Raw genomic sequence first — 18,021 nt, 5'->3', positions numbered from 1 at the left:
CTCATAGACTCGTCCCCGTGACCTCCGCCGCAGCCGGCGCCCCAGGCTCCGCCCGGCGCTATCTCCACTCACTGTGGCTGCTGTCGGCGCGCGACCTGAAGGTGCGGTATTCCACGAGCGCGCTCGGGTACCTGTGGTCGATCCTCGATCCGCTCGTGATGAGCGTCATCTACTGGTTCGTCTTCACGCTCGTCTTCCAGCGCGATGGCATCGGCGGCGAGCCCTACATCGTGTTCCTCCTCGCGGGACTCCTGCCGTGGGTCTGGTTCAATTCGTCGGTCAGCGACTTCACGAAGGCCTTCAAACGGGATGCCAAGCTTGTGCGCTCCACGGCGATCCCACGCTCCATCTGGGTGGGCCGGATCGTCCTCAGCAAGGGCGTCGAGTTCCTCTTCTCGATCCCCGTGCTGATCCTGTTCGCGCTCTTCGCGAGGCCGCAGGTGCAGTGGAATCCGTTGATCCTGCTCTTTCCCCTCGGCATCCTGCTGCAGGTTGTCTTGCTCGTCGGACTGGGCTTGCTCATCGCACCTCTCTGCGCCCTCTGGGGCGACCTCGAGCGCACCACTCGGCTGATCTTGCGTGCCCTCTTCTACGCGTCGCCCATCATCTACGGGATCTCCGACCTGCCCTCGCCGTTCCGTGAGCTGGCGCTGTTCAACCCGCTGTCGGGGATCTTCACGCTCTACCGTTCGGGCATGTTCCCCGAAGAGTGGAACCTGCCCGCTGTCGGCGTCGCGGCCGCGATGTCGCTCGCGTTCCTCGCCCTCGGCGCCCTCGTGTTCCGCCGGCTCGAGCCCGCTGTGCTGAAGGAGCTGTGATGGCGTCCGAGCTCGCGATCCAGGTCGAGAACCTCGGCGTGCGCTTCCGCCGAGGGCGGCGCGGCAGCCGCAGCCTCAAGGACCTCTTCGGAGGGTCGGCGCGGCGCATGCGGCCGGGAGAGTTCTGGGCCCTCCGTCACGTGACGTTCGACGTCGCCCAGGGCGAGGCGATCGGCGTCGTCGGCCGCAACGGTCAGGGCAAGTCGACCCTGCTGAAGCTGGTCGCCGGTGTGCTGCTGCCCGACGAGGGCTCGGTCACCGTCCACGGGGGAGTGGCGCCCCTGATCGAGATCACCGGTGGTTTCGTCGGCGACCTGACCGTGCGCGAGAACGTGCGCCTGACGGCCGGACTGCACGGCATGTCGAAGGCCGAGATCGCCCGTCGCTTCGACGACATCATCGGGTTCGCCGAGATCGAGGATTTCGTCGATACCCCCTACAAGCACCTCTCCAGCGGCATGAAGGTGCGCCTGGCGTTCGCCGTCGTCTCGCAGCTCGATGAGCCCACCCTTCTCGTCGACGAGGTGCTCGCGGTCGGTGACAAGGCGTTCCGCGAGAAGTGCTATCGCCGCATCGACGAACTGCTCGCCGATGGTCGCACCCTCTTTTTCGTCAGCCACAACGAGAAAGACCTGCGCCGCTTCTGCAAACGCGGTCTCTATCTCGACAAGGGTGCGCTGAAGCTGGATGCCCCGATCGGTGACGTGCTCGACGCGTACAACGCCGATTACGCTCCTCGGTGATCTCGAGCTGCTCTCTCGCTCAGGGCCGCCCCATCCCGTAATACCGCCATCCGGCAGCGCGCCAGGCAGCGGCATCCAGCCCGTTTCGGCCGTCGACGATGGCGCGGCCGCTGGTGAGGGTCGAGGCGTGCTCCGGCGAGAGCTGACGCCGGTACTCGTCCCACTCGGTGACAAGGATCACGGCTTGCGCATCGCGGATCGTCTCGTCGCGTGAAGACTCGTAGGTGAGTTGGGGATGTGCGCGGCGTGCGTTGTCGATGGCCTCGGGATCGGTCACGACCACGCTCGCGCCGAGGCCGTAGAGCCGCACGGCGACGTCGAGAGCAGGGGAGTCCCGGACATCGTCCGAGTGCGGCTTGAACGCGGCGCCGAGGACTGCGATCTTCTTGTTGAACACAGAGCCGCCGAGTGCGTCCACAGCGAGTTGGACGGCGCGGTCTCTTCGACGAAGGTTGATCTCGTCGACTTCGCGGAGGAATGCCACCGATTCGCCGCGGCCGAGTTCTTCGGCGCGGGCGGAGAAGGCGCGGATGTCTTTGGGCAGGCATCCACCCCCGAAGCCGATCCCGGCGCCGAGGAAGCGGCGTCCGATGCGCACGTCGTGCCCGATCGCGTCGGCGAGCTGGGTGACGTCGGCTCCCGTGACTTCGGCGATCTCGGCCATCGCGTTGATGAAGCTGATCTTGGTCGCGAGAAACGCGTTCGCGGCAACCTTCACGAGTTCGGCGGTCGCGAGGTCGGTGACGATGAACGGCGTGCCTTTGTCGACCGCGGGCGCATATACCTCGCGCAGCACTTCGGCGGATGCGTTGTCGCCGACGCCGACGCCGACTACGAGCCGGTCCGGGTCGATGGTGTCTTTGACCGCAAACCCTTCGCGCAGAAACTCGGGGTTCCACACGAGCCTGGCGCCCGTGCGCTCGACGCGCAAAGCCAGCGAGGCCGCGGTGCCGACCGGAACGGTCGATTTTCCCGCTACGACGTCGCCGGGCGACAGATGGGGGAGCAGGCTATCGATCGCTGTATTCACGAAGGTGAGGTCGGCGGCGTCCCCGTCCTTCTGCTGGGGCGTGCCGACGCCGATGAAGTGCACCTTCGCGCCTCGCGCCGCGGCTACGTCAGTGGTGAACGCCAATCTCCCCGAAGCGATTCCGTCGGAGAGGATCGAGGGGAGCCCCGGTTCGAAGAACGGAGCCTCACCTCGCGAGAGTGCGTCGATCTTCCGCCCATCCACGTCGATGCCCACGACCTCATGACCGATGGACGCCATCGCCGCAGCATGCACGGCACCCAGATAACCGCACCCGATGACGGAAAGACGCATGAAACCAACCCTAACCGTCGAGGCTTGCGCTTTCGGGCGTGCTCGACGCCTACAACGCCGACTACAACAGCTGAATCAGGGCGCCGCCACGAGCGCCGGCATCGGCTGCCAGTCGCGGTCGCGGGAGATCTTGCGCCCGTCGCGCAGGCCCCGGAACAGGTGCGAGGTGCCCCGCACGCGACGCTCGACGAACAGCAGCCGGATGATCTCCTTGCCGAAGGTGAGGGCGGTGCCGAGGCCGAACGCCACCGGGTGGTAGACGCCATGCGCCCGGTAGTACTGCTTGATGAGCGCGCGGTTGCGCATGATGTAGTACCGGTAGGCATCCGATGATGCGTTCATGTGCCGGATGCCCATATCCCACTGCTTGATCTCGCGCGTGCGGCGCAGCACGAACTCGTTCACGATCACCGACGTCGTCACGCGCGAGGCGAGCCAGCCGTAGGTCTGGTCGTCCCAGTAGATGAAGAACCGCGGGTCGGGCAGGCCGATCCGGCCGACGATGTCGCGGTGGATGAACATCCCCTCGAAGCAGCCCGAATTCATCTCCTTGTAGCCCGACGCGTCGAAGCCGCTCGGTGCGAACGGGATCGGGATGCCGAGGGGCTCGGAGATCCGGTACTGCCAGTAGAAATCGCTGCCATCGAAGTCGTACCGCCGCCCCTGGATCGAGCGGAACCGCGGCGCCCACGCGCCCATGCGGGCGAGTCCGTCGGGCATGACCTCGACGTCGTCGTCCATGACCCAGATCCACGTCGAGCCGAGCTCGTATGCGATGCGCATGCCTTCGCTGAACCCACCGGACCCACCGGTGTTCGTGTCGAGGCGGCGGTAGACGAGCTCCGTGCCGATCGAATCGCGATACGACTCGACGACATCGGTGGTGTCATCCGTCGACGCGTTGTCGACGATGACGACGTGCCCGGGCTTCGGATCCATCGCCGTGATCGAGTCGAGTAGGCGCGTGAGCAGCGCCGACCGGTTGAAGGTGACGACCGCGATCGTCGCAGTGGCGGGGTCGAACGGCGTCGCAGAGGGCGCGTCATCCGTGGCCGGGCGCGGAGAAGTGGGGTGCGTCATGACCAGGCGATTCTACCCCGGAGGCAGCGTCTCGATCGTTCCCGTGGATGGGGCGCCGCCAGTGCCGAGGCGCTCGCGCCACCCCCGTGACTGCCCCGCGCGCACCGCGCACAGCACCAGCAGCATCCATCCGAGGCCGTAGAGCGCCACCGACTCGAACCCGCTCGTCACAGCGAGGGCCACGACCATGAGCGGCGTCCAGGCATACACCACCGACCTCCGCTGCGCGGCGTCGAGCCACGACCGCACGAGCGCGAGCCCCCCGAGAGTGCAGAAGAGCAGCACCCCCACCCATCCGAGCTGCAGATGCACATCGACGTAGGCGTTCAGCGCCGTGGTGTGCCGCTGCGACAGCAGCTGGTTGATCGACGCGAACGGCTGATCGGTGACGTCCCACGACCCGAACCACCCCCAGCCCTGCACCGGCTGTCGTGCGGCGAAGTAGCGCGCCACCGCCCAGAGGTTCGAGCGCATGGCGAGGTCGTCCCTCGCCCCGAGCAGATCGATGATCCGCGTGCGCTGCAGATAGAGCACGAGGGATGCCACGGCGACGACAGCCGCGACGACCCACTGCACCCCGGTGCGCCGCGCCGCCGGCGCGCGGCGCACCAGGGTCAGCACGGCGGTCGCCGCCCCGACGACCACGAGGAGCACCAGTACGGTCGGCGACGCCGACAGCAGCGCGAGCCCGGCGGCGAGAGACAGCGAGCAGACCGCCACTCCGGGGCGCACCGAGTGCGTGCGCATCTCGACGGCGAAGGTGATGAGCGCGACCACCGCCACGAACCCCAGCATGTTGCGCGTGCCGAAGATGCCCTGGATCGGGCCGAACGCCGCGATGTCGCCCCGGATGCCGAGGAACCGGAAGGGGATGTCGAAGATGATGCCGCTCAGGATCTCGAGCACGAGCGAGAGACCGAGCGCCGCGCGCAGCACGTCGCCGAGCGCGCGGACGGTCTGCAGGGTGTCGCGGACGTGTCCGATCGTGACGGCGAGGAGGGCCACCGCGGTCATCGCCGTCCACCGCCAGAAGCTCGACGCCGGGTCGGTGCTCCAGAAGACGCTCGCAAACGCCCAGGTGACGAACGCCAACAGGGTCAGCGGCACGAGGCGCACGAGCGAGAGCTCGTCGCGCCGGGCGACGAGTACGCCGATCGCCACCGCGCACAGCCCCGCGAGCACGGTGCGCAGCGTCACGATCCCGGCCACCGCCCCGATGAGGTGCGTCCCGACGAGCGCCGCGAACACGGTCAGCGTGAACGCCCGCGCGAAGTCGGCCGACGCCGCCAGTCGCCCGAGCGCCGCGACGCCGCCGGGCACGCGGGAACGACGCGGGCCTCCCGGCTGACCGGCATCCGTCGTCACGTCGCCGTCCGCTCCCACTCGCCCTGCTCCCCGACGAGGCGCTGCTCGGAGCCGCCGCGCCCGACGAGCGGGGCCTGCTTGATCTTGAACGCCAGCATGACGAGGAAGAACCACCCCCAGCCGTACAGCGGCGCCGACTCGGCGAGCCCCTGCACGAGCAGGATGGCCCCGACGAGCGTCGGCAGAAGCGTGATCGGTGAGTACGGGCGCGTCGCGACGAGGTCCCACCGCGGGCGGTCGACGGCGAAGAACCACGACCGCCACACGAAAGCCAGCATCGTCAGCGCGATGAGCGCCACCCCGATCACGCCGAGCTGCAGAAAGACGTCGAGCCACATGTTGTGCGCCTGCATGACCGTCTCGCCGTGGTCGACGATCCAGCCCTCGAAGTGCGGCTCGCTCGGCACCCACGGGGTGCAGAATCCCCAGCCGTGCCACGGACGCTCGATCGCGCGCTGCCACACCGCCGCCCAGATGCGCTCGCGGCCGGTGAGGTCCGCCGACCGGCCGAGCGCCGCGAAGATGCCCTCGCGCAGCAGCCATAGCGTCGCGAGCCCGCCGAGCGCCACCGCGGCGTAGGCGAGGTAGTAGCGCGTACGCCCACCGGGGCGCCGCACGGTGCGCATGAGAAGCGTTGCGGCGAGCACGACGACGACCGCCGCCGCCGAGAGCCAGGCGGTCGCCGAGCCCGCCCGCACGAACAGGAACAGGGCGACCAGGAACCAGCCCACGAGCAGGACGCGGCGAGGTGCGCGCGAGGCGAGGCGCACCGCGAACACGATCATCGCGAGCAGCGCCGCGTAGGCGAGCGGGTTCGCGTTGCCGAACAGCCCCTGGATGCGCCCGCCGTCGAACAGGTTGTCGCGCGACCAGTACACGATCGGGTCGTCGTGCACGCCCGCCTCGGGCCGCACGAAGCCGGGCAGGATCGGCCCGCCCCAGACGAGTGAGACCCACAGTTCGAACAGGATCGAGAGCCCCAGGATCCACTTCAGCGCCGACGCGATCGCCCGCACGAGCTCGCGCCAGGTGAGCACGGACCCGACGAACATCGCCTGAACGGTCGTCGACAGCAGCAGCACGAGGGTGAGCGCCGTCGCCGAGGGGTAGGCGCTCCAGAGAAGGGATGCCACGGCCCACGCGACGTACAGGACGGCGAACCAGGGCAGGCGCCGCCACTGCACCTCGGGCCGCAGGATCACCCACAGCACCCCCGACACGAGCCCGGTGCCGACGGCGACGATCGCCGAGACGAGGGGGCCGAACGCCATCAGCCAGGAGGTGCCGGCGACGGCCGCCGCGATGACGAAGATGCACCAGCCGCGCAGCAGCAGGTGGCCCGTCGTCTCGCGGGGCGGAGCCGAAGGCGGCGCCGCGACGGGATGCTTCGTGTGGACGACCATGGTGTGCACAGGCTATCGCGCGCGCGTCTGAGGCCCACCGTTCGCGCGTCCTAGTGTCGCGTGTCGTTAGTTCCTGAATGGTTTGTGGTTTGGGAGGATTGCGTATGGCGAATTCTCCGGCTCCGGCATTGCGGTTGTTCGAGGGTGACGAGGCGGAGTTGCAGCGGTGGACGCGAGCGACGACGGTTCGTGCGGGGCTCGCGAAGCGGGCGCGGATCGTGTTGCTGGCGTCGGAGGGTGTTGCGAACACGCGGATCGCTGAGCTTGCGGATGCATCGGTGGTGACGGTGTTGAAGTGGCGCTCTCGCTATGAGGAAGCAGGGATCGTCGGGCTGGGCGATGCGGATCGGTCGGGGCGTCCGCGGGAGGTCGATCACGCGGGGATCGTGTCGGCGACGTTGAGGCCACCGCCGAAGAAGTACGGTGTGACGCACTGGTCCTCGCGGCTGCTCGCGTCGCATCTGAAGATCGGGAACGCGACGATCGCCAGGGCGTGGCGTGAGTACGGGGTGCAGCCGTGGCGGTCCGAGACATTCAAGTTCTCCACCGATCCGGAACTGGTCGGCAAGGTCACCGATGTCGTCGGCCTGTATCTCGCGCCACCGGAGAACGCGGTCGTGCTCTGCGTGGACGAGAAGAGCCAGATCCAGGCGCTGGATCGCACCGCGCCGATGCTGCCGATGCGGCCCGGTGACGTCGAGAAGCGCACGCACGACTACAAGCGGCACGGCACGACAACGCTGTTCGCGGCGCTGGAGATCGCGACCGGGCAGGTCACCGGCGCGGTCAAACCGAAGCACCGCCGGCAGGAGTTCCTCGCGTTCCTGCGCCAGCTTGATCGTGCTTACCCGGGGCGAGAGCTGCATCTGGTGATGGACAACTACGCCACCCACAAGACCCCGGAGGTGAGAGCCTGGCTCGATCAGCATCCTCGATTCCGGGTCCACTTCACGCCCACCTCGGGCTCCTGGCTCAACCTCGTCGAAGTCTGGTTCGGGATCATCGACAAGCAAGCCATCCGCCGCGGAGTATTCACCTCGGTGAAGGACCTCAACGCGAAGATCCGACAATTCATCATCGGCTGGAACGACCGCAAACACCCGTTCGTGTGGACCAAGACCCCGGAACAGATCCTCGCGAAGACGAACCCGAAACGAACTTCAGAAACGCGACACTAGATTGACCCCATGCGTCCTACCTCCTCGCCGCTCGTGATGCTCCAAGCCGTGAGCGGTGGCGACGCCGCCCCGTGGTGGGGTGTGCCGGTGATCGCAGGAGGTTTCCTCGTTCTTGGTGCGTTCCTGGCGTTCGTGTTCAACCTCATCCAAGACAACCGACGAGCGGCGCGGGAGAAGGCGCAGCGTTGGGACCAGAACGTCTTGAATCACACATCGGCGGTGATCACACTGACGAAGCGATTGCTCTCCGCTTCCTCGGACTACCAGGCGGCTCAGCGGGTCGAGATCGATCTCATGCTCGACCAGCAACGGCGGGGCGAGAAGATCGAGTTCCCTACCATCGCCAGACCAGCGCTAAGCATCCTCTCGGACACGTTTGAGGCCTTCAACCAAGCGTGTGACGAGCTCGCCCTCGTGGCCCCTACGCCGGTGCGGGTCGCGGTTGATGAGCATTGGGAGCACGCCTCATCTCTGATGCAGACAGTCAGCTCGGAGGAGTCGGACGCATCGCGAGTGAACCTTTCGCTCTCCTCGGACTCACTGTCGGCCACAGTCAGGGACTACTTCGGGATCGAGAGGTTGGGACGACGCTAGGTTGATCCCATGCCACCTACGCCGTCACCGGACCCGCTACTGATACAGATGGTTGGAGGTGGCACCAGCGCTCCCTGGTGGGGTGTTCCAGTGATCGCCGGGCTCTTCCTCGTCATCGGTGCCGCGCTCGCCTTCATCTTCAACTTGACACTCGAAGCTCGGAAGCAGCGCACTACTACTCTCACGCGCTGGGACGACGAGATCCGAAAGAACGTGGCCGACGTTCTTCGCATCCACTACGCGGTCGGAAAGCTCTGGGCGCAGCAAGTACTACTGATAAACAACCTGTGGTTCGAAGTTGCAGTGAAGCGAAACGAGCTACCGGGCGATAAGTTGGCTGAACTTGAGTCCGACACAAAGGCGGCTGAGGACTGGAACGATGCACAGTTCAGAATCAAGCAGATGACAAGCAAGGACTGGAATAGCAATTCCGAGCGCGCAGCGGCCTATCAGGAAGAGCTCTATTCACTCCAAGCAAAGATCGCGATTGCCGCGCCCCCTGAACTGCGAAGCGCTACCGAGGCCCTGATCGACAAGTTGCAGATATCGTCGTACAACGACTTCGACCGCTACGAGCGCTACGCCGAAACTAAGGCGCTTGCCGAGACGCTCGCCTCAAAGGTCAGAAAGCACCTGAAGGTTCCAACCTGACAGACAGCCCATGCAGACACAAAGAGCGCCCCTCTCGGAGCGCTCCTGCATCTGACTGATCGCTGACTAGTGTCGCGTGTCGTTAGTTCCTGAATGGTTTGTGGTTTGGGAGGATTGCGTATGGCGAATTCTCCGGCTCCGGCATTGCGGTTGTTCGAGGGTGACGAGGCGGAGTTGCAGCGGTGGACGCGAGCGACGACGGTTCGTGCGGGGCTCGCGAAGCGGGCGCGGATCGTGTTGCTGGCGTCGGAGGGTGTTGCGAACACGCGGATCGCTGAGCTTGCGGATGCATCGGTGGTGACGGTGTTGAAGTGGCGCTCTCGCTATGAGGAAGCAGGGATCGTCGGGCTGGGCGATGCGGATCGGTCGGGGCGTCCGCGGGAGGTCGATCACGCGGGGATCGTGTCGGCGACGTTGAGGCCACCGCCGAAGAAGTACGGTGTGACGCACTGGTCCTCGCGGCTGCTCGCGTCGCATCTGAAGATCGGGAACGCGACGATCGCCAGGGCGTGGCGTGAGTACGGGGTGCAGCCGTGGCGGTCCGAGACATTCAAGTTCTCCACCGATCCGGAACTGGTCGGCAAGGTCACCGATGTCGTCGGCCTGTATCTCGCGCCACCGGAGAACGCGGTCGTGCTCTGCGTGGACGAGAAGAGCCAGATCCAGGCGCTGGATCGCACCGCGCCGATGCTGCCGATGCGGCCCGGTGACGTCGAGAAGCGCACGCACGACTACAAGCGGCACGGCACGACAACGCTGTTCGCGGCGCTGGAGATCGCGACCGGGCAGGTCACCGGCGCGGTCAAACCGAAGCACCGCCGGCAGGAGTTCCTCGCGTTCCTGCGCCAGCTTGATCGTGCTTACCCGGGGCGAGAGCTGCATCTGGTGATGGACAACTACGCCACCCACAAGACCCCGGAGGTGAGAGCCTGGCTCGATCAGCATCCTCGATTCCGGGTCCACTTCACGCCCACCTCGGGCTCCTGGCTCAACCTCGTCGAAGTCTGGTTCGGGATCATCGACAAGCAAGCCATCCGCCGCGGAGTATTCACCTCGGTGAAGGACCTCAACGCGAAGATCCGACAATTCATCATCGGCTGGAACGACCGCAAACACCCGTTCGTGTGGACCAAGACCCCGGAACAGATCCTCGCGAAGACGAACCCGAAACGAACTTCAGAAACGCGACACTAGGCTGAGGGCATGCTCATCCCGATCTCGAACACCCCGCGCGACTACTCGTGGGGCTCCACCGACCTGATCGCCCGCCTGCAGGGACGGGAGCCAACCGGGTCGCCCGAGGCCGAGATCTGGTACGGCGACCACCCGGGCGATCCCTCCGACGTGGTCGGTGCCGGCGGCGGCACGCTCGACGCGGCGCTGAGCGCCGCCGGCGAGCCGCGGCTGCCGTTCCTCCTGAAGATGCTCGCGGCGGGCTCGTCGCTGTCGATCCAGGCGCACCCCACCCGCGCCCAGGCCCGTGAAGGGTTCGCCCGCGAGGAGGCGGCGGGCATCCCGCGGGATGCCGCGGATCGCCTGTACCGCGACGACAACCACAAGCCCGAGGTCATCGTCGCGCTGAGCGACGAGTTCCGCGCCCTCGTGGGCATCCGCGACCTCGCCGCGACGCGCCGCCTGATCGCGGCGCTCGGCGACGGCCCCGCGCTCACGCGCCTCGACGCCCTCCTCGCGGGCGATGACCCGGAGCGGGCCGTGCGCGGAGCGCTGGAGTGGGCGCTCACCGAGGCGACCCCCGCCGACGTCGAGGAGCTCACGGGCGATCTCACGCGGGCGACGGATGCCGAGTTCGCGCCTGAGATCGAGGCGCTGCGCACCGCGGCATCCGACTTCCCCGGCGACCGCGGGCTCTTCGTCGCCCTGTTGATGAACCTCGTCGTGCTCCACCGCGGCGAGGCGCTGTTCGCGCCCGCCGGCGTGCTGCACGCCTACCAGTCGGGCCTCGGCGTCGAACTCATGGCCGCCAGCGACAACGTGCTGCGCGGCGGGCTCACGCCCAAGCACGTCGACGTGCCCGAACTGCTCCGGGTGCTCGACCCGACGGTCGGCCCCGCGCCGCTCGTCGCCCCGCGGGCCGTGTCATCGAGGGCGGGGGAGACCGGCGCTGCCGCGGAGTTCGCGCCTCCCGTCCCCGACTTCGCCCTCACACGCGTCGAGCTCGCCGGCGACCCCGTCGCCGTGCAGCTCCGCGGCGCGGCGATCGTGCTCGCCACGGCGGGCGAGGTGAGCGTCGAAGACGGCGACGAGCGGGTCGCGCTCGCCCCGGGCGACGCGGTGTACGTCGGCGGGGGAGTGCGCGAGGTCGTGCTCGCCGGCGCCGGCGAGGCATTCGTGGCGCACCCCGGCGCCCTCGTAGAGGCCTGATTCCCCGCGCCGATGGGCGCGACACGCCGGTCGGATTGCGGGTGAAGGTTCAGGGACGCCTTGAGGGTTTACGATCTGCGACTTGACCCGAGCGAATGACAGCGGTGTAATTATTCGAACACGCGCACCGGCGTGAGGGGAATCAGTGGGGAGAACGATATGACGGGTTACCGTTCCGGAGTTCCCGAGAACTGGTTCGTCGATCCGGTCAACCTCGGGGTTCCCGGGGTCAGGCGGCCGGCCGCGACCGACGAGGACAGCGCCCTGGCCTGGCAGGCCGACGCGCTGTGCGCACAGACCGATCCCGAGGCGTTCTTCCCGGAGAAGGGCGGCTCGACTCGCGACGCCAAGCGCATCTGCACCACGTGCGACGTGCGCGACCAGTGCCTGGAGTACGCCCTGCAGAACGACGAGCGCTTCGGCATCTGGGGCGGGCTCAGCGAGCGGGAGCGCCGCAAGCTCAAGCGACGCGCCTGATCCGTCGCCCGCGCGCCCCCGTGCACGCACCGACGATTGCGGCGGCGGCCGTGTCGCGGGGACGTGTGCGGGGCGGGCGCGCTTAGGCTGACCAGGTCATGCCCGCCCGAGTTCACGCGCTGCTGGTCGTGCGCCCCGACGGGCGCGTGGCCGCCGACATCCATCTGGAACGGACGCTCACCGCGCTCCGCGCACAGTCGCGCCCTGTCGACGCCCTGACGATCGTGCTGTGCGACGCGGATGCCTCGGTGCAGGCCGTCGCCGCCGCGTCGCACGCCGAGGCCGTGATCTCCGCCGACCGCCGTACGAGCTTCGCCGACGCGCTGACGCTCGGCTCGCACCGACTCGACGGCGACGCGGTCTGGGTGCTCAGCCACGACACGATCCCGGACCCCGACGCTCTCGCGCGCCTCGCGGGCGCCCTCGAGACCGCCCCTTCGGTCGCGTTCGCGGCCCCCAAGCTCGTGCGCGCCGACGAGAAGGACCGCATCGTCTCGCTCGGAGTGTCGATGACGCGGTACGGCCGCACGGTCGGCCTCGCCGACGGCGAGCACGACCAGGGTCAGCACGATGCCGGTGAGGACGTGCTCGGCACCGATGTGCGCGGCATCCTCGTGCGCGCCGACGCGTGGCGGAGGCTCGGCGGCATCGACCGGGCGCTCGCGGGCGCCGACGAAGGCCTCGACCTCGGCATCCGCGCCCGGCTGCGCGGCGGTCGCGTCGCGCTCGCGCCCACCGCGATCGTCGCGATCGCCGGCTCCGGGCCGTCGCCGGTGCGCGCCGCCTGCGCCGAGCGCACCGCGCAGCTGCACCGGCGCCTGAGCTACGCACCCGCCGCGGTCGTGCCGCTGCACTGGCTGAGCCTGCTGCCGCTCGCGGTGCTGCGCTCGCTCGGGGCGATCCTCGGCAAGCGGCCCGCCCGCACCCTCTCCGAGTGGGGCGCCGCCGTCACCGCGGCCGTCCGTCCCGGCGCCGTCGCCCGTACCCGTCGCGGCATCCGCCAGGAGCGCGCCGCCTCGTGGGCGCAGCTCGCGCCGCTCCGGGTGACCGGCACCGAGCTGCGCCACCGCCTCGACGACGACGTGCCCGCCGGCACCGGCCGGGGCGACCTGCACTTCTTCAGCGGCGGCGGAGCATGGGTCGTGCTCGCGGCGCTCGTCGTCTCGGTGATCGCGTTCCTCTCGCTCCTCGCCTGGCCGGTGCTGGGCGGGGGCGCCCTCGCGCCGATGCGCGCGACCCTCGGCGGACTGTGGGCGGATGCCTCGTACGGCCTGCGCCCGCTCGGCTGGGACAGCTCCGGTCCCGCCGACCCGTGGAGCGCGGTGATCGCCCTCCTCGGCTCGCTCTGGCCCGCCGCGCCGTCTCGCACCATCGTCGTGCTGTGGGTGCTCGCCCTCCCGCTCGCCGCTCTCGGCGGATGGTTCGCCGCGACCCGGTTCACCGACCGCGCGCTCCTGCGCGCCGTCGCGGCTGTCGCCTGGGCGCTCGCCCCGAGCCTCCTCGACGCGCTGATCTCGGGTCGACCCACCGTCGTCATCGCGCACCTGCTGCTGCCGTGGCTCGTCTGGACCGGCGCCGTCGCGCAGCGGTCGTGGAGCGCCGCCGGCGTGGCATCCATCGTCGCGGTCGGCGTCGTCGCCTGCGCCCCGAGCGTCGGCCCCGCCCTCGCGATCGTGTGGATCATCGGGATCGTGCTCACCGCGGCGCTCCGTCGCGGCCGGGGGATCGCGCGCATCATCTGGCTCGCGGTGCCCACGGCGGTCGTCTTCGCGCCGCTCCTCTGGCATCGCGTGCGCACGGGCGACCTCTGGAGCCTCCTCGCCGATCCGGGCGTGCCGCTCGCCGACTCGGGTGGCACCGATCTCGGTCGCCGGCTCGCGCTCGGCCTCGGCTTCCCCGGGGGCGACGGCTGGGCGGCGCTCAGCGGCCTGCCGGTGTCGACGTGGAGCCTGCTGCTCGTCGCGCCCCTGTTCGTGCTCGCGCTCGCCGCTCCCGTGATCGGCCGCACGCTCCCCGCCGTCGTGCTCGCCATCGCCGCTCTCGCCGGGCTGGGCACGGCGCTCGCGGCGATCGGTATCGCCGTGGCATCCGATGCCCAGCAGATCGTGACCCTGTGGCCGGGCGCCGCGCTGAGCCTCTACTGGCTGGCGGTGGTGTGCGCCGCCGTGCTCGCGCTCGACGCGCTGCCCGCGCGGCCGCCGCTGCGCACCGTGCTCGGCACGCTCGTCATGGTCGCCCTCGCCGTCAGTGCCGTGCCCGCCCTCACCGCGCCGCTGCGCGGCACGGCGGCGATCACCGAGTCGACCTCGAGCACCCTTCCCGCGTACGTCGAGGCCGAAGGCCGCGGCGGCCTCTCGACGGCGACCTTCGTGCTCACTCCGACCCCCGACGGCGCCGTCGTCACCGACGTGGTCTGGGGCGAGACCGCCTCCCTCGGCGGGCAGTCCACGCTCCGCTCGGCGCGGCTCTCCGCCGACCCCGGCGACGAACTGACCGCCCGCTACGCCGCCCAGCTGATCGCCGACCCGGAGGGCCCCGTCGTCGGCGACCTCGCCGCGCACGGCGTCGCGTACGTGCTGCTCGGTGGAGCCGACGTCGGCACGGATGCCGGAGTGGATGCCGCGACCGGCATGAGTCGGCAGGCCGAGACCTCGCTCGATCAGCGCGACGACCTCGAGATCGTCGGCGACACCGCCAAGGGCAAGCTCTGGCGCATCACCGCCGACGTCACCGCGCGCAGCGCCGACGACGACGGTGCGGCCTGGCGGGTCGGGCTGCTGCAGGCGGGCATCGTGATCGTCGCGCTGCTGCTGGCCCTGCCCACCCGGCGCTCGCTCGCCGAAGCCCGCCGGCGCCCGCGCATCGTCGGGCTGTCGCGGCGGGCGCCGCGGGCGCGGATGCTGGCCGCATCGAGCGTCGCGCCGGCTACGGCGACGGGCGCGCCGGTCGAGCCGGAACCCGTGGCGTCCGATCCGCTCGGGCGGGAACCGCTCGCGTCCGATCCGGTCGAATCGGCGCCGACCGACCGTGAGGGAGACGAGTCATGAGCCGCTTCTCGGCCGCCCGCACCGCCGGGTTCGTGATCGGCGGGGTGGTGGCCGCGGCATCCCTCGTCGGTGCCGCCGGCCTCATCTGGCTCGACCTGCCCGGACTCACCCGCGACACGGTCGAGGTGTCGGCGCAGCCGCCCGCCGCGGCGTCGGTCGCGACGTGCGCGGGGCCGCTCCTCGCGAGCGGTCGCGACGCCACGCAGGCCTCGCTGCTGACGGATGCCGCACCGCAAGCGGTCACCGCGGCCTCGTCGGCGAACGGCGAGGTGGCCGAGGCCACGCTCGCCGCCCCCGACGTGTCGGGCGGTGCGGGGCCCGCGTCGCTGACCGCGCCGCCGACCCCGGGCGGTGACCGGGTCGATCTCGCCGCCGCCGGGTCGTCGACCGTCCGCGCCGACGACGCGACGGGCTTCGCCGCGTCGGCGTGCACGCGCGCCGAGATGGAGTCGTGGCTCGTCACCGGAACCGGCACGACCGGGTCGGCCGACCTCGTCGTCCTCGCCAACCCGGGCGACGTGGCCTCGCTCGTGACCCTCAGCGTCTACGGGGCATCCGGGCTCGTCCAGCCGGCGGCGGGCAAGGGCATCGTCGTCCCGGCGGGCACGCAGCGCGTCGTGCCGCTCGCCGCCCTCGCGCTCGGCGAGGAGAACCCCGTCGTGCGCGTCACCGCCACCCAGGCCCCCGTGCAGGCCGCCCTGCAGTCGAGCCTCACCCGCGTGCTCGCCCCGATCGGCATCGACCAGTCCGCGGCCGTGGCCGCTCCCGCGACGACCCTCGTGATCCCCGGCGTGACGGTGACCGTCGCCCCTGGCGAGGCGGGCGCGAGCGACGTGTCGACGTATCTGCGGCTCGTGGCCCCGTCGACGGACGGCACGGCGACCGTGACCGTGCGCGGCGGCGCGGTCGGCAGCGGCGGCTCGGGCACGACGGCCCAGACGCAGACCATCCCGGTCGCGGCGGGCGTGCCCCTGCAGCTCGATCTCAGCGGCCTCGCGATCGGCACGTACACGGTCGGCGTCGAGGCGACCACGCCCGTCACGGGCGCGGTGTGGTCGACGACGGGATCGGCGGCCGGAAGCGACTTCGCCTGGTACACGCCCGCTCCCGAGCTCGCCGCGCAGACGCTCGTCGCCGTGGCCGCCGGCCCCGGAGCCCTGCTCACCGTCACGAGCGCGACCGAACAGGTCGTCACCCTCGACGGCGGCGCCGCGGGCGGCGGCGACGATCAGCTGCGCCTCGCCGCCGGCGGCTCGGTGAGCGTGCCGGTCACCGCGAACGCGACCTACCGCGTCCGCGCCGACGCCCCCGTGCGGGCGGCGGTGAGCTACAGCGGCACCGGGTCGCTCGCCGGCTACCCCGTGCCGTCGGGCGACGCCGCCGAGTCGGCGATCCGCGTCTACCCGCGCTGACGCGCGCGGCGCGCGGACCGCGTCAGGCTCAGAAGTAGCGGAACCGCTCCGGCCCGAGATCCCACGGGTCGCGGTCGAGGTACTCGGCCGCGGCGCGGAAGACCGCGCCCTCGATCATCATGCGCCGGTGCAGCTCGTCCTCGCGGTGCAGGTGGCTGAGCCGCTCGATCGGCAGGCGGTAGAGCACGATCAGCTGGTGCTCGGTGTGCACGCTCCAGCGCGGGATCCCGTCGTCGTCGGAGGCCGGCGGCATCGCCGCGACCTCGAACCGCACCTCGCGCAGCTCCGGCCAGGCGCTGCGCAAGAACTCCGCCGCGGTGCCCACGGCGAAATCGAACCGCTCCTCGCGGGTCTCGAGCGGCAGCAGCGGCGGGCGGACGACGGGGCTGCGGTCCTCGCGCCCGTGCCGGCCGTGCCGGGAGGGACGCCGGCGCGGGGTGCTCGTCGCGCGCCGCCTGACCATTCCCCCAGTCTAGAGCGGTGGGCCGGGGCGGGAGCGGGGACCTCTGCGGCGCGGCTCCGCCGCGGGGGCACGGGTCGCGGTTAGCGTGGAGCCGATGCGTACGAGACTCTGCTCGAAAGTCGGGTGTGCCCGCGAAGCCGTGACCACCCTCACCTACGACTACGGCGACCAGATGGCCGCCGTCGGGCCCTTGGGGGCGTCGGGCGACCCGCACGCCCACGACCTCTGCGCGATCCACACCGACCGCCTGTCGGTGCCGAAGGGCTGGCTCGTCGTCCGCCACGAGACGCTCCGCGCCTAGCCGGATGACGCTCCGCGCCTCGTCGCAGACGTCCCGACACACTCCGGATCACCGGGGCCCCGCGCGGGACAACGGCCGGATGCCGCATCGCCGGCCTCGAGGCGATCCCGGGCGTGGAGAAGATCGAGATCAAGCCGCAGGTGCACGAGTACCGGATGCCGGGCGGCGCGAGCATCCTCGTGCTCTCCGAGGGGCGGCTGCTGAACCTCGGCAACGCGACGGGGCATCCGTCGTTCGTCATGACCGGTATTGACCTCACCTTTTTTGAACTGATCAAATCACGCGCTACGCTGGAGGCGTGACCGATCTGCGCGCACCCGAACCCGCGGCAGCGGTCGTGGCCTCGGCATCCGATGCCCTGCGCGCCGCCGGCCTCCGGGTCACCGAGCCACGCCTCGCGGTGTACGACGCGCTCCGCGGCCTCCCGCACGCGAGCGCCGATGCCGTGCACGCGGCGGTGGCGGAGCGGATGCCGCGCGCCAGCATCCAGTCCGTCTACAACGCCCTCGGCGACTTCACCGACGCGGGGATCGTCCGCCGCATCGAGCCGGCCGGCCACGCGATGCTCTTCGAGCTGCGCATCGGCGACAACCACCACCACCTCGTGTGCACCTCGTGCGGCGCCGTGCAGGACGTCGACTGCGCCGTCGGCCACGCGCCGTGCCTGCACCCGTCGGATGCGCACGGGTTCACCCTCAGCTCCGCCGAGGTCACGTACTGGGGGCTCTGCCCCTCGTGCGCGGCCGCAGCCGCCTGAGCCTCGACCGCCCCCAGGAAGGAAAA

General features: G+C 70.1%; 17 protein-coding genes and 1 pseudogene. 13 read left to right on the top strand and 5 right to left on the bottom strand.

The features are described from left to right. Nucleotides 1-17: 17 nt before the first annotated feature. Together LOK55_RS01640 and LOK55_RS01635 are read left to right on the top strand one after the other, a co-directional pair. Nucleotides 18-818, top strand: coding sequence for an ABC transporter permease (locus tag LOK55_RS01640; protein ID WP_229933957.1), 801 nt, complete (start codon nucleotides 18-20; stop codon nucleotides 816-818). Beyond that, nucleotides 818-1,561 carry an ABC transporter ATP-binding protein gene (locus tag LOK55_RS01635; protein ID WP_229933956.1) on the top strand — a complete coding sequence of 248 codons (744 nt, stop codon included), beginning with the start codon at nucleotides 818-820 and terminating at the stop codon, nucleotides 1,559-1,561. Before LOK55_RS01640 ends, LOK55_RS01635 begins: the two co-directional genes overlap by 1 nt. Before the next feature lie 19 nt (nucleotides 1,562-1,580). Here LOK55_RS01635 and LOK55_RS01630 read toward each other — a convergent pair whose 3' ends face one another. From LOK55_RS01630 to LOK55_RS01615, 4 genes are all read right to left on the bottom strand, one after another. Then, the gene (locus tag LOK55_RS01630) at nucleotides 1,581-2,885 is read right to left on the bottom strand and encodes a UDP-glucose/GDP-mannose dehydrogenase family protein (RefSeq protein WP_229933955.1); all 1,305 of its coding nucleotides are present in this window, start codon (nucleotides 2,883-2,885) and stop codon (nucleotides 1,581-1,583) included. 75 nt (nucleotides 2,886-2,960) lie between these two features. After that, nucleotides 2,961-3,965, bottom strand: a complete 1,005-nt coding sequence (locus tag LOK55_RS01625; protein WP_229933954.1) for a glycosyltransferase — start codon at nucleotides 3,963-3,965, stop codon at nucleotides 2,961-2,963. 12 nt (nucleotides 3,966-3,977) lie between these two features. Further along, nucleotides 3,978-5,348, bottom strand: a complete 1,371-nt coding sequence (locus tag LOK55_RS01620) for an O-antigen ligase family protein (RefSeq protein ID WP_229933953.1) — start codon at nucleotides 5,346-5,348, stop codon at nucleotides 3,978-3,980. After that, nucleotides 5,327-6,733 (bottom strand): O-antigen ligase, encoded by a 1,407-nt coding sequence (locus LOK55_RS01615; RefSeq protein WP_229933952.1) that lies wholly within the window; start codon nucleotides 6,731-6,733, stop codon nucleotides 5,327-5,329. The genes LOK55_RS01620 and LOK55_RS01615 overlap by 22 nt, the downstream gene beginning before the upstream one ends. 104 nt (nucleotides 6,734-6,837) lie before the next feature. On the opposite strand from LOK55_RS01615, the gene LOK55_RS01610 reads away from it, so the two are divergent. From LOK55_RS01610 to LOK55_RS01575, 8 genes are all read left to right on the top strand, one after another. Then, the gene (locus LOK55_RS01610; RefSeq protein ID WP_229934043.1) at nucleotides 6,838-7,911 is read left to right on the top strand and encodes an IS630 family transposase; all 1,074 of its coding nucleotides are present in this window, start codon (nucleotides 6,838-6,840) and stop codon (nucleotides 7,909-7,911) included. 9 nt (nucleotides 7,912-7,920) lie between these two features. Next, entirely contained in the window at nucleotides 7,921-8,505 is a 585-nt protein-coding gene (locus LOK55_RS01605; protein WP_229933951.1) for a hypothetical protein, read from the top strand. 9 nt (nucleotides 8,506-8,514) lie between these two features. After that, on the top strand, nucleotides 8,515-9,156 hold the full coding sequence (locus tag LOK55_RS01600) for a hypothetical protein (protein ID WP_229933950.1): 642 nt from the start codon (nucleotides 8,515-8,517) through the stop codon (nucleotides 9,154-9,156). A 120-nt stretch (nucleotides 9,157-9,276) separates the two neighbouring features. Next, entirely contained in the window at nucleotides 9,277-10,350 is a 1,074-nt protein-coding gene (locus LOK55_RS01595; protein WP_229934043.1) for an IS630 family transposase, read from the top strand. A gap of 9 nt (nucleotides 10,351-10,359) precedes the next feature. Next, nucleotides 10,360-11,538, top strand: coding sequence for a mannose-6-phosphate isomerase, class I (gene manA / locus LOK55_RS01590; RefSeq protein WP_229933949.1), 1,179 nt, complete (start codon nucleotides 10,360-10,362; stop codon nucleotides 11,536-11,538). A 159-nt stretch (nucleotides 11,539-11,697) separates the two neighbouring features. Continuing rightward, entirely contained in the window at nucleotides 11,698-12,015 is a 318-nt protein-coding gene (locus LOK55_RS01585; RefSeq protein WP_141380226.1) for a WhiB family transcriptional regulator, read from the top strand. 98 nt (nucleotides 12,016-12,113) lie between these two features. Beyond that, nucleotides 12,114-15,062: a glycosyltransferase family 2 protein gene (locus tag LOK55_RS01580; RefSeq protein ID WP_229933948.1), complete on the top strand. Its 2,949-nt coding sequence runs from the start codon at nucleotides 12,114-12,116 to the stop codon at nucleotides 15,060-15,062. After that, a complete protein-coding gene (locus LOK55_RS01575; protein WP_229933947.1) occupies nucleotides 15,059-16,474 on the top strand; it encodes a DUF5719 family protein in 1,416 nt (471 codons plus the stop codon). The genes LOK55_RS01580 and LOK55_RS01575 overlap by 4 nt, the downstream gene beginning before the upstream one ends. A gap of 28 nt (nucleotides 16,475-16,502) precedes the next feature. Here LOK55_RS01575 and LOK55_RS01570 read toward each other — a convergent pair whose 3' ends face one another. Further along, nucleotides 16,503-16,937: a metallopeptidase family protein gene (locus LOK55_RS01570; RefSeq protein WP_196324131.1), complete on the bottom strand. Its 435-nt coding sequence runs from the start codon at nucleotides 16,935-16,937 to the stop codon at nucleotides 16,503-16,505. A 94-nt stretch (nucleotides 16,938-17,031) separates the two neighbouring features. On the opposite strand from LOK55_RS01570, the gene LOK55_RS01565 reads away from it, so the two are divergent. The 3 genes and pseudogenes from LOK55_RS01565 to LOK55_RS01555 all read left to right on the top strand — a co-directional run bounded on the left by LOK55_RS01565 (nucleotide 17,032) and on the right by LOK55_RS01555 (nucleotide 17,995). After that, nucleotides 17,032-17,238 carry a DUF3499 family protein gene (locus tag LOK55_RS01565; RefSeq protein WP_141380229.1) on the top strand — a complete coding sequence of 69 codons (207 nt, stop codon included), beginning with the start codon at nucleotides 17,032-17,034 and terminating at the stop codon, nucleotides 17,236-17,238. A gap of 86 nt (nucleotides 17,239-17,324) precedes the next feature. Then, nucleotides 17,325-17,483 (top strand): annotated as a pseudogene (locus LOK55_RS01560) (adenosylhomocysteinase); the annotation flags it as partial. A 53-nt stretch (nucleotides 17,484-17,536) separates the two neighbouring features. Next, entirely contained in the window at nucleotides 17,537-17,995 is a 459-nt protein-coding gene (locus LOK55_RS01555) for a Fur family transcriptional regulator (protein ID WP_279070991.1), read from the top strand. The last annotated feature ends 26 nt before the right edge of the window (nucleotides 17,996-18,021 follow it).

Origin of the sequence: Microbacterium sp. F2E (assembly GCF_020905435.1) — a bacterium.
Taxonomy (GTDB): Bacteria; Actinomycetota; Actinomycetes; order Actinomycetales; family Microbacteriaceae; genus Microbacterium; species Microbacterium lacticum.
Note: the sequence above shows the minus strand (reverse complement) of the source record. Positions and strands in the feature narration are given on the sequence as shown.

Bases quoted from the DNA above. Each gene is read 5' to 3' on its own strand.
- LOK55_RS01635 (WP_229933956.1), top strand. From the start codon at position 818: ATGGCGTCCGAGCTCGCGATCCAGGTCGAGAACCTCGGCGTGCGCTTC.
- LOK55_RS01630 (WP_229933955.1), bottom strand. From the start codon at position 2,885: ATGCGTCTTTCCGTCATCGGGTGCGGTTATCTGGGTGCCGTGCATGCT.
- LOK55_RS01625 (WP_229933954.1), bottom strand. From the start codon at position 3,965: ATGACGCACCCCACTTCTCCGCGCCCGGCCACGGATGACGCGCCCTCT.
- LOK55_RS01615 (WP_229933952.1), bottom strand. From the start codon at position 6,733: ATGGTCGTCCACACGAAGCATCCCGTCGCGGCGCCGCCTTCGGCTCCG.
- LOK55_RS01610 (WP_229934043.1), top strand. From the start codon at position 6,838: ATGGCGAATTCTCCGGCTCCGGCATTGCGGTTGTTCGAGGGTGACGAG.
- LOK55_RS01605 (WP_229933951.1), top strand. From the start codon at position 7,921: ATGCGTCCTACCTCCTCGCCGCTCGTGATGCTCCAAGCCGTGAGCGGT.
- LOK55_RS01600 (WP_229933950.1), top strand. From the start codon at position 8,515: ATGCCACCTACGCCGTCACCGGACCCGCTACTGATACAGATGGTTGGA.
- LOK55_RS01595 (WP_229934043.1), top strand. From the start codon at position 9,277: ATGGCGAATTCTCCGGCTCCGGCATTGCGGTTGTTCGAGGGTGACGAG.
- manA (WP_229933949.1), top strand. From the start codon at position 10,360: ATGCTCATCCCGATCTCGAACACCCCGCGCGACTACTCGTGGGGCTCC.
- LOK55_RS01585 (WP_141380226.1), top strand. From the start codon at position 11,698: ATGACGGGTTACCGTTCCGGAGTTCCCGAGAACTGGTTCGTCGATCCG.
- LOK55_RS01580 (WP_229933948.1), top strand. From the start codon at position 12,114: ATGCCCGCCCGAGTTCACGCGCTGCTGGTCGTGCGCCCCGACGGGCGC.
- LOK55_RS01575 (WP_229933947.1), top strand. From the start codon at position 15,059: ATGAGCCGCTTCTCGGCCGCCCGCACCGCCGGGTTCGTGATCGGCGGG.
- LOK55_RS01570 (WP_196324131.1), bottom strand. From the start codon at position 16,937: ATGGTCAGGCGGCGCGCGACGAGCACCCCGCGCCGGCGTCCCTCCCGG.
- LOK55_RS01565 (WP_141380229.1), top strand. From the start codon at position 17,032: ATGCGTACGAGACTCTGCTCGAAAGTCGGGTGTGCCCGCGAAGCCGTG.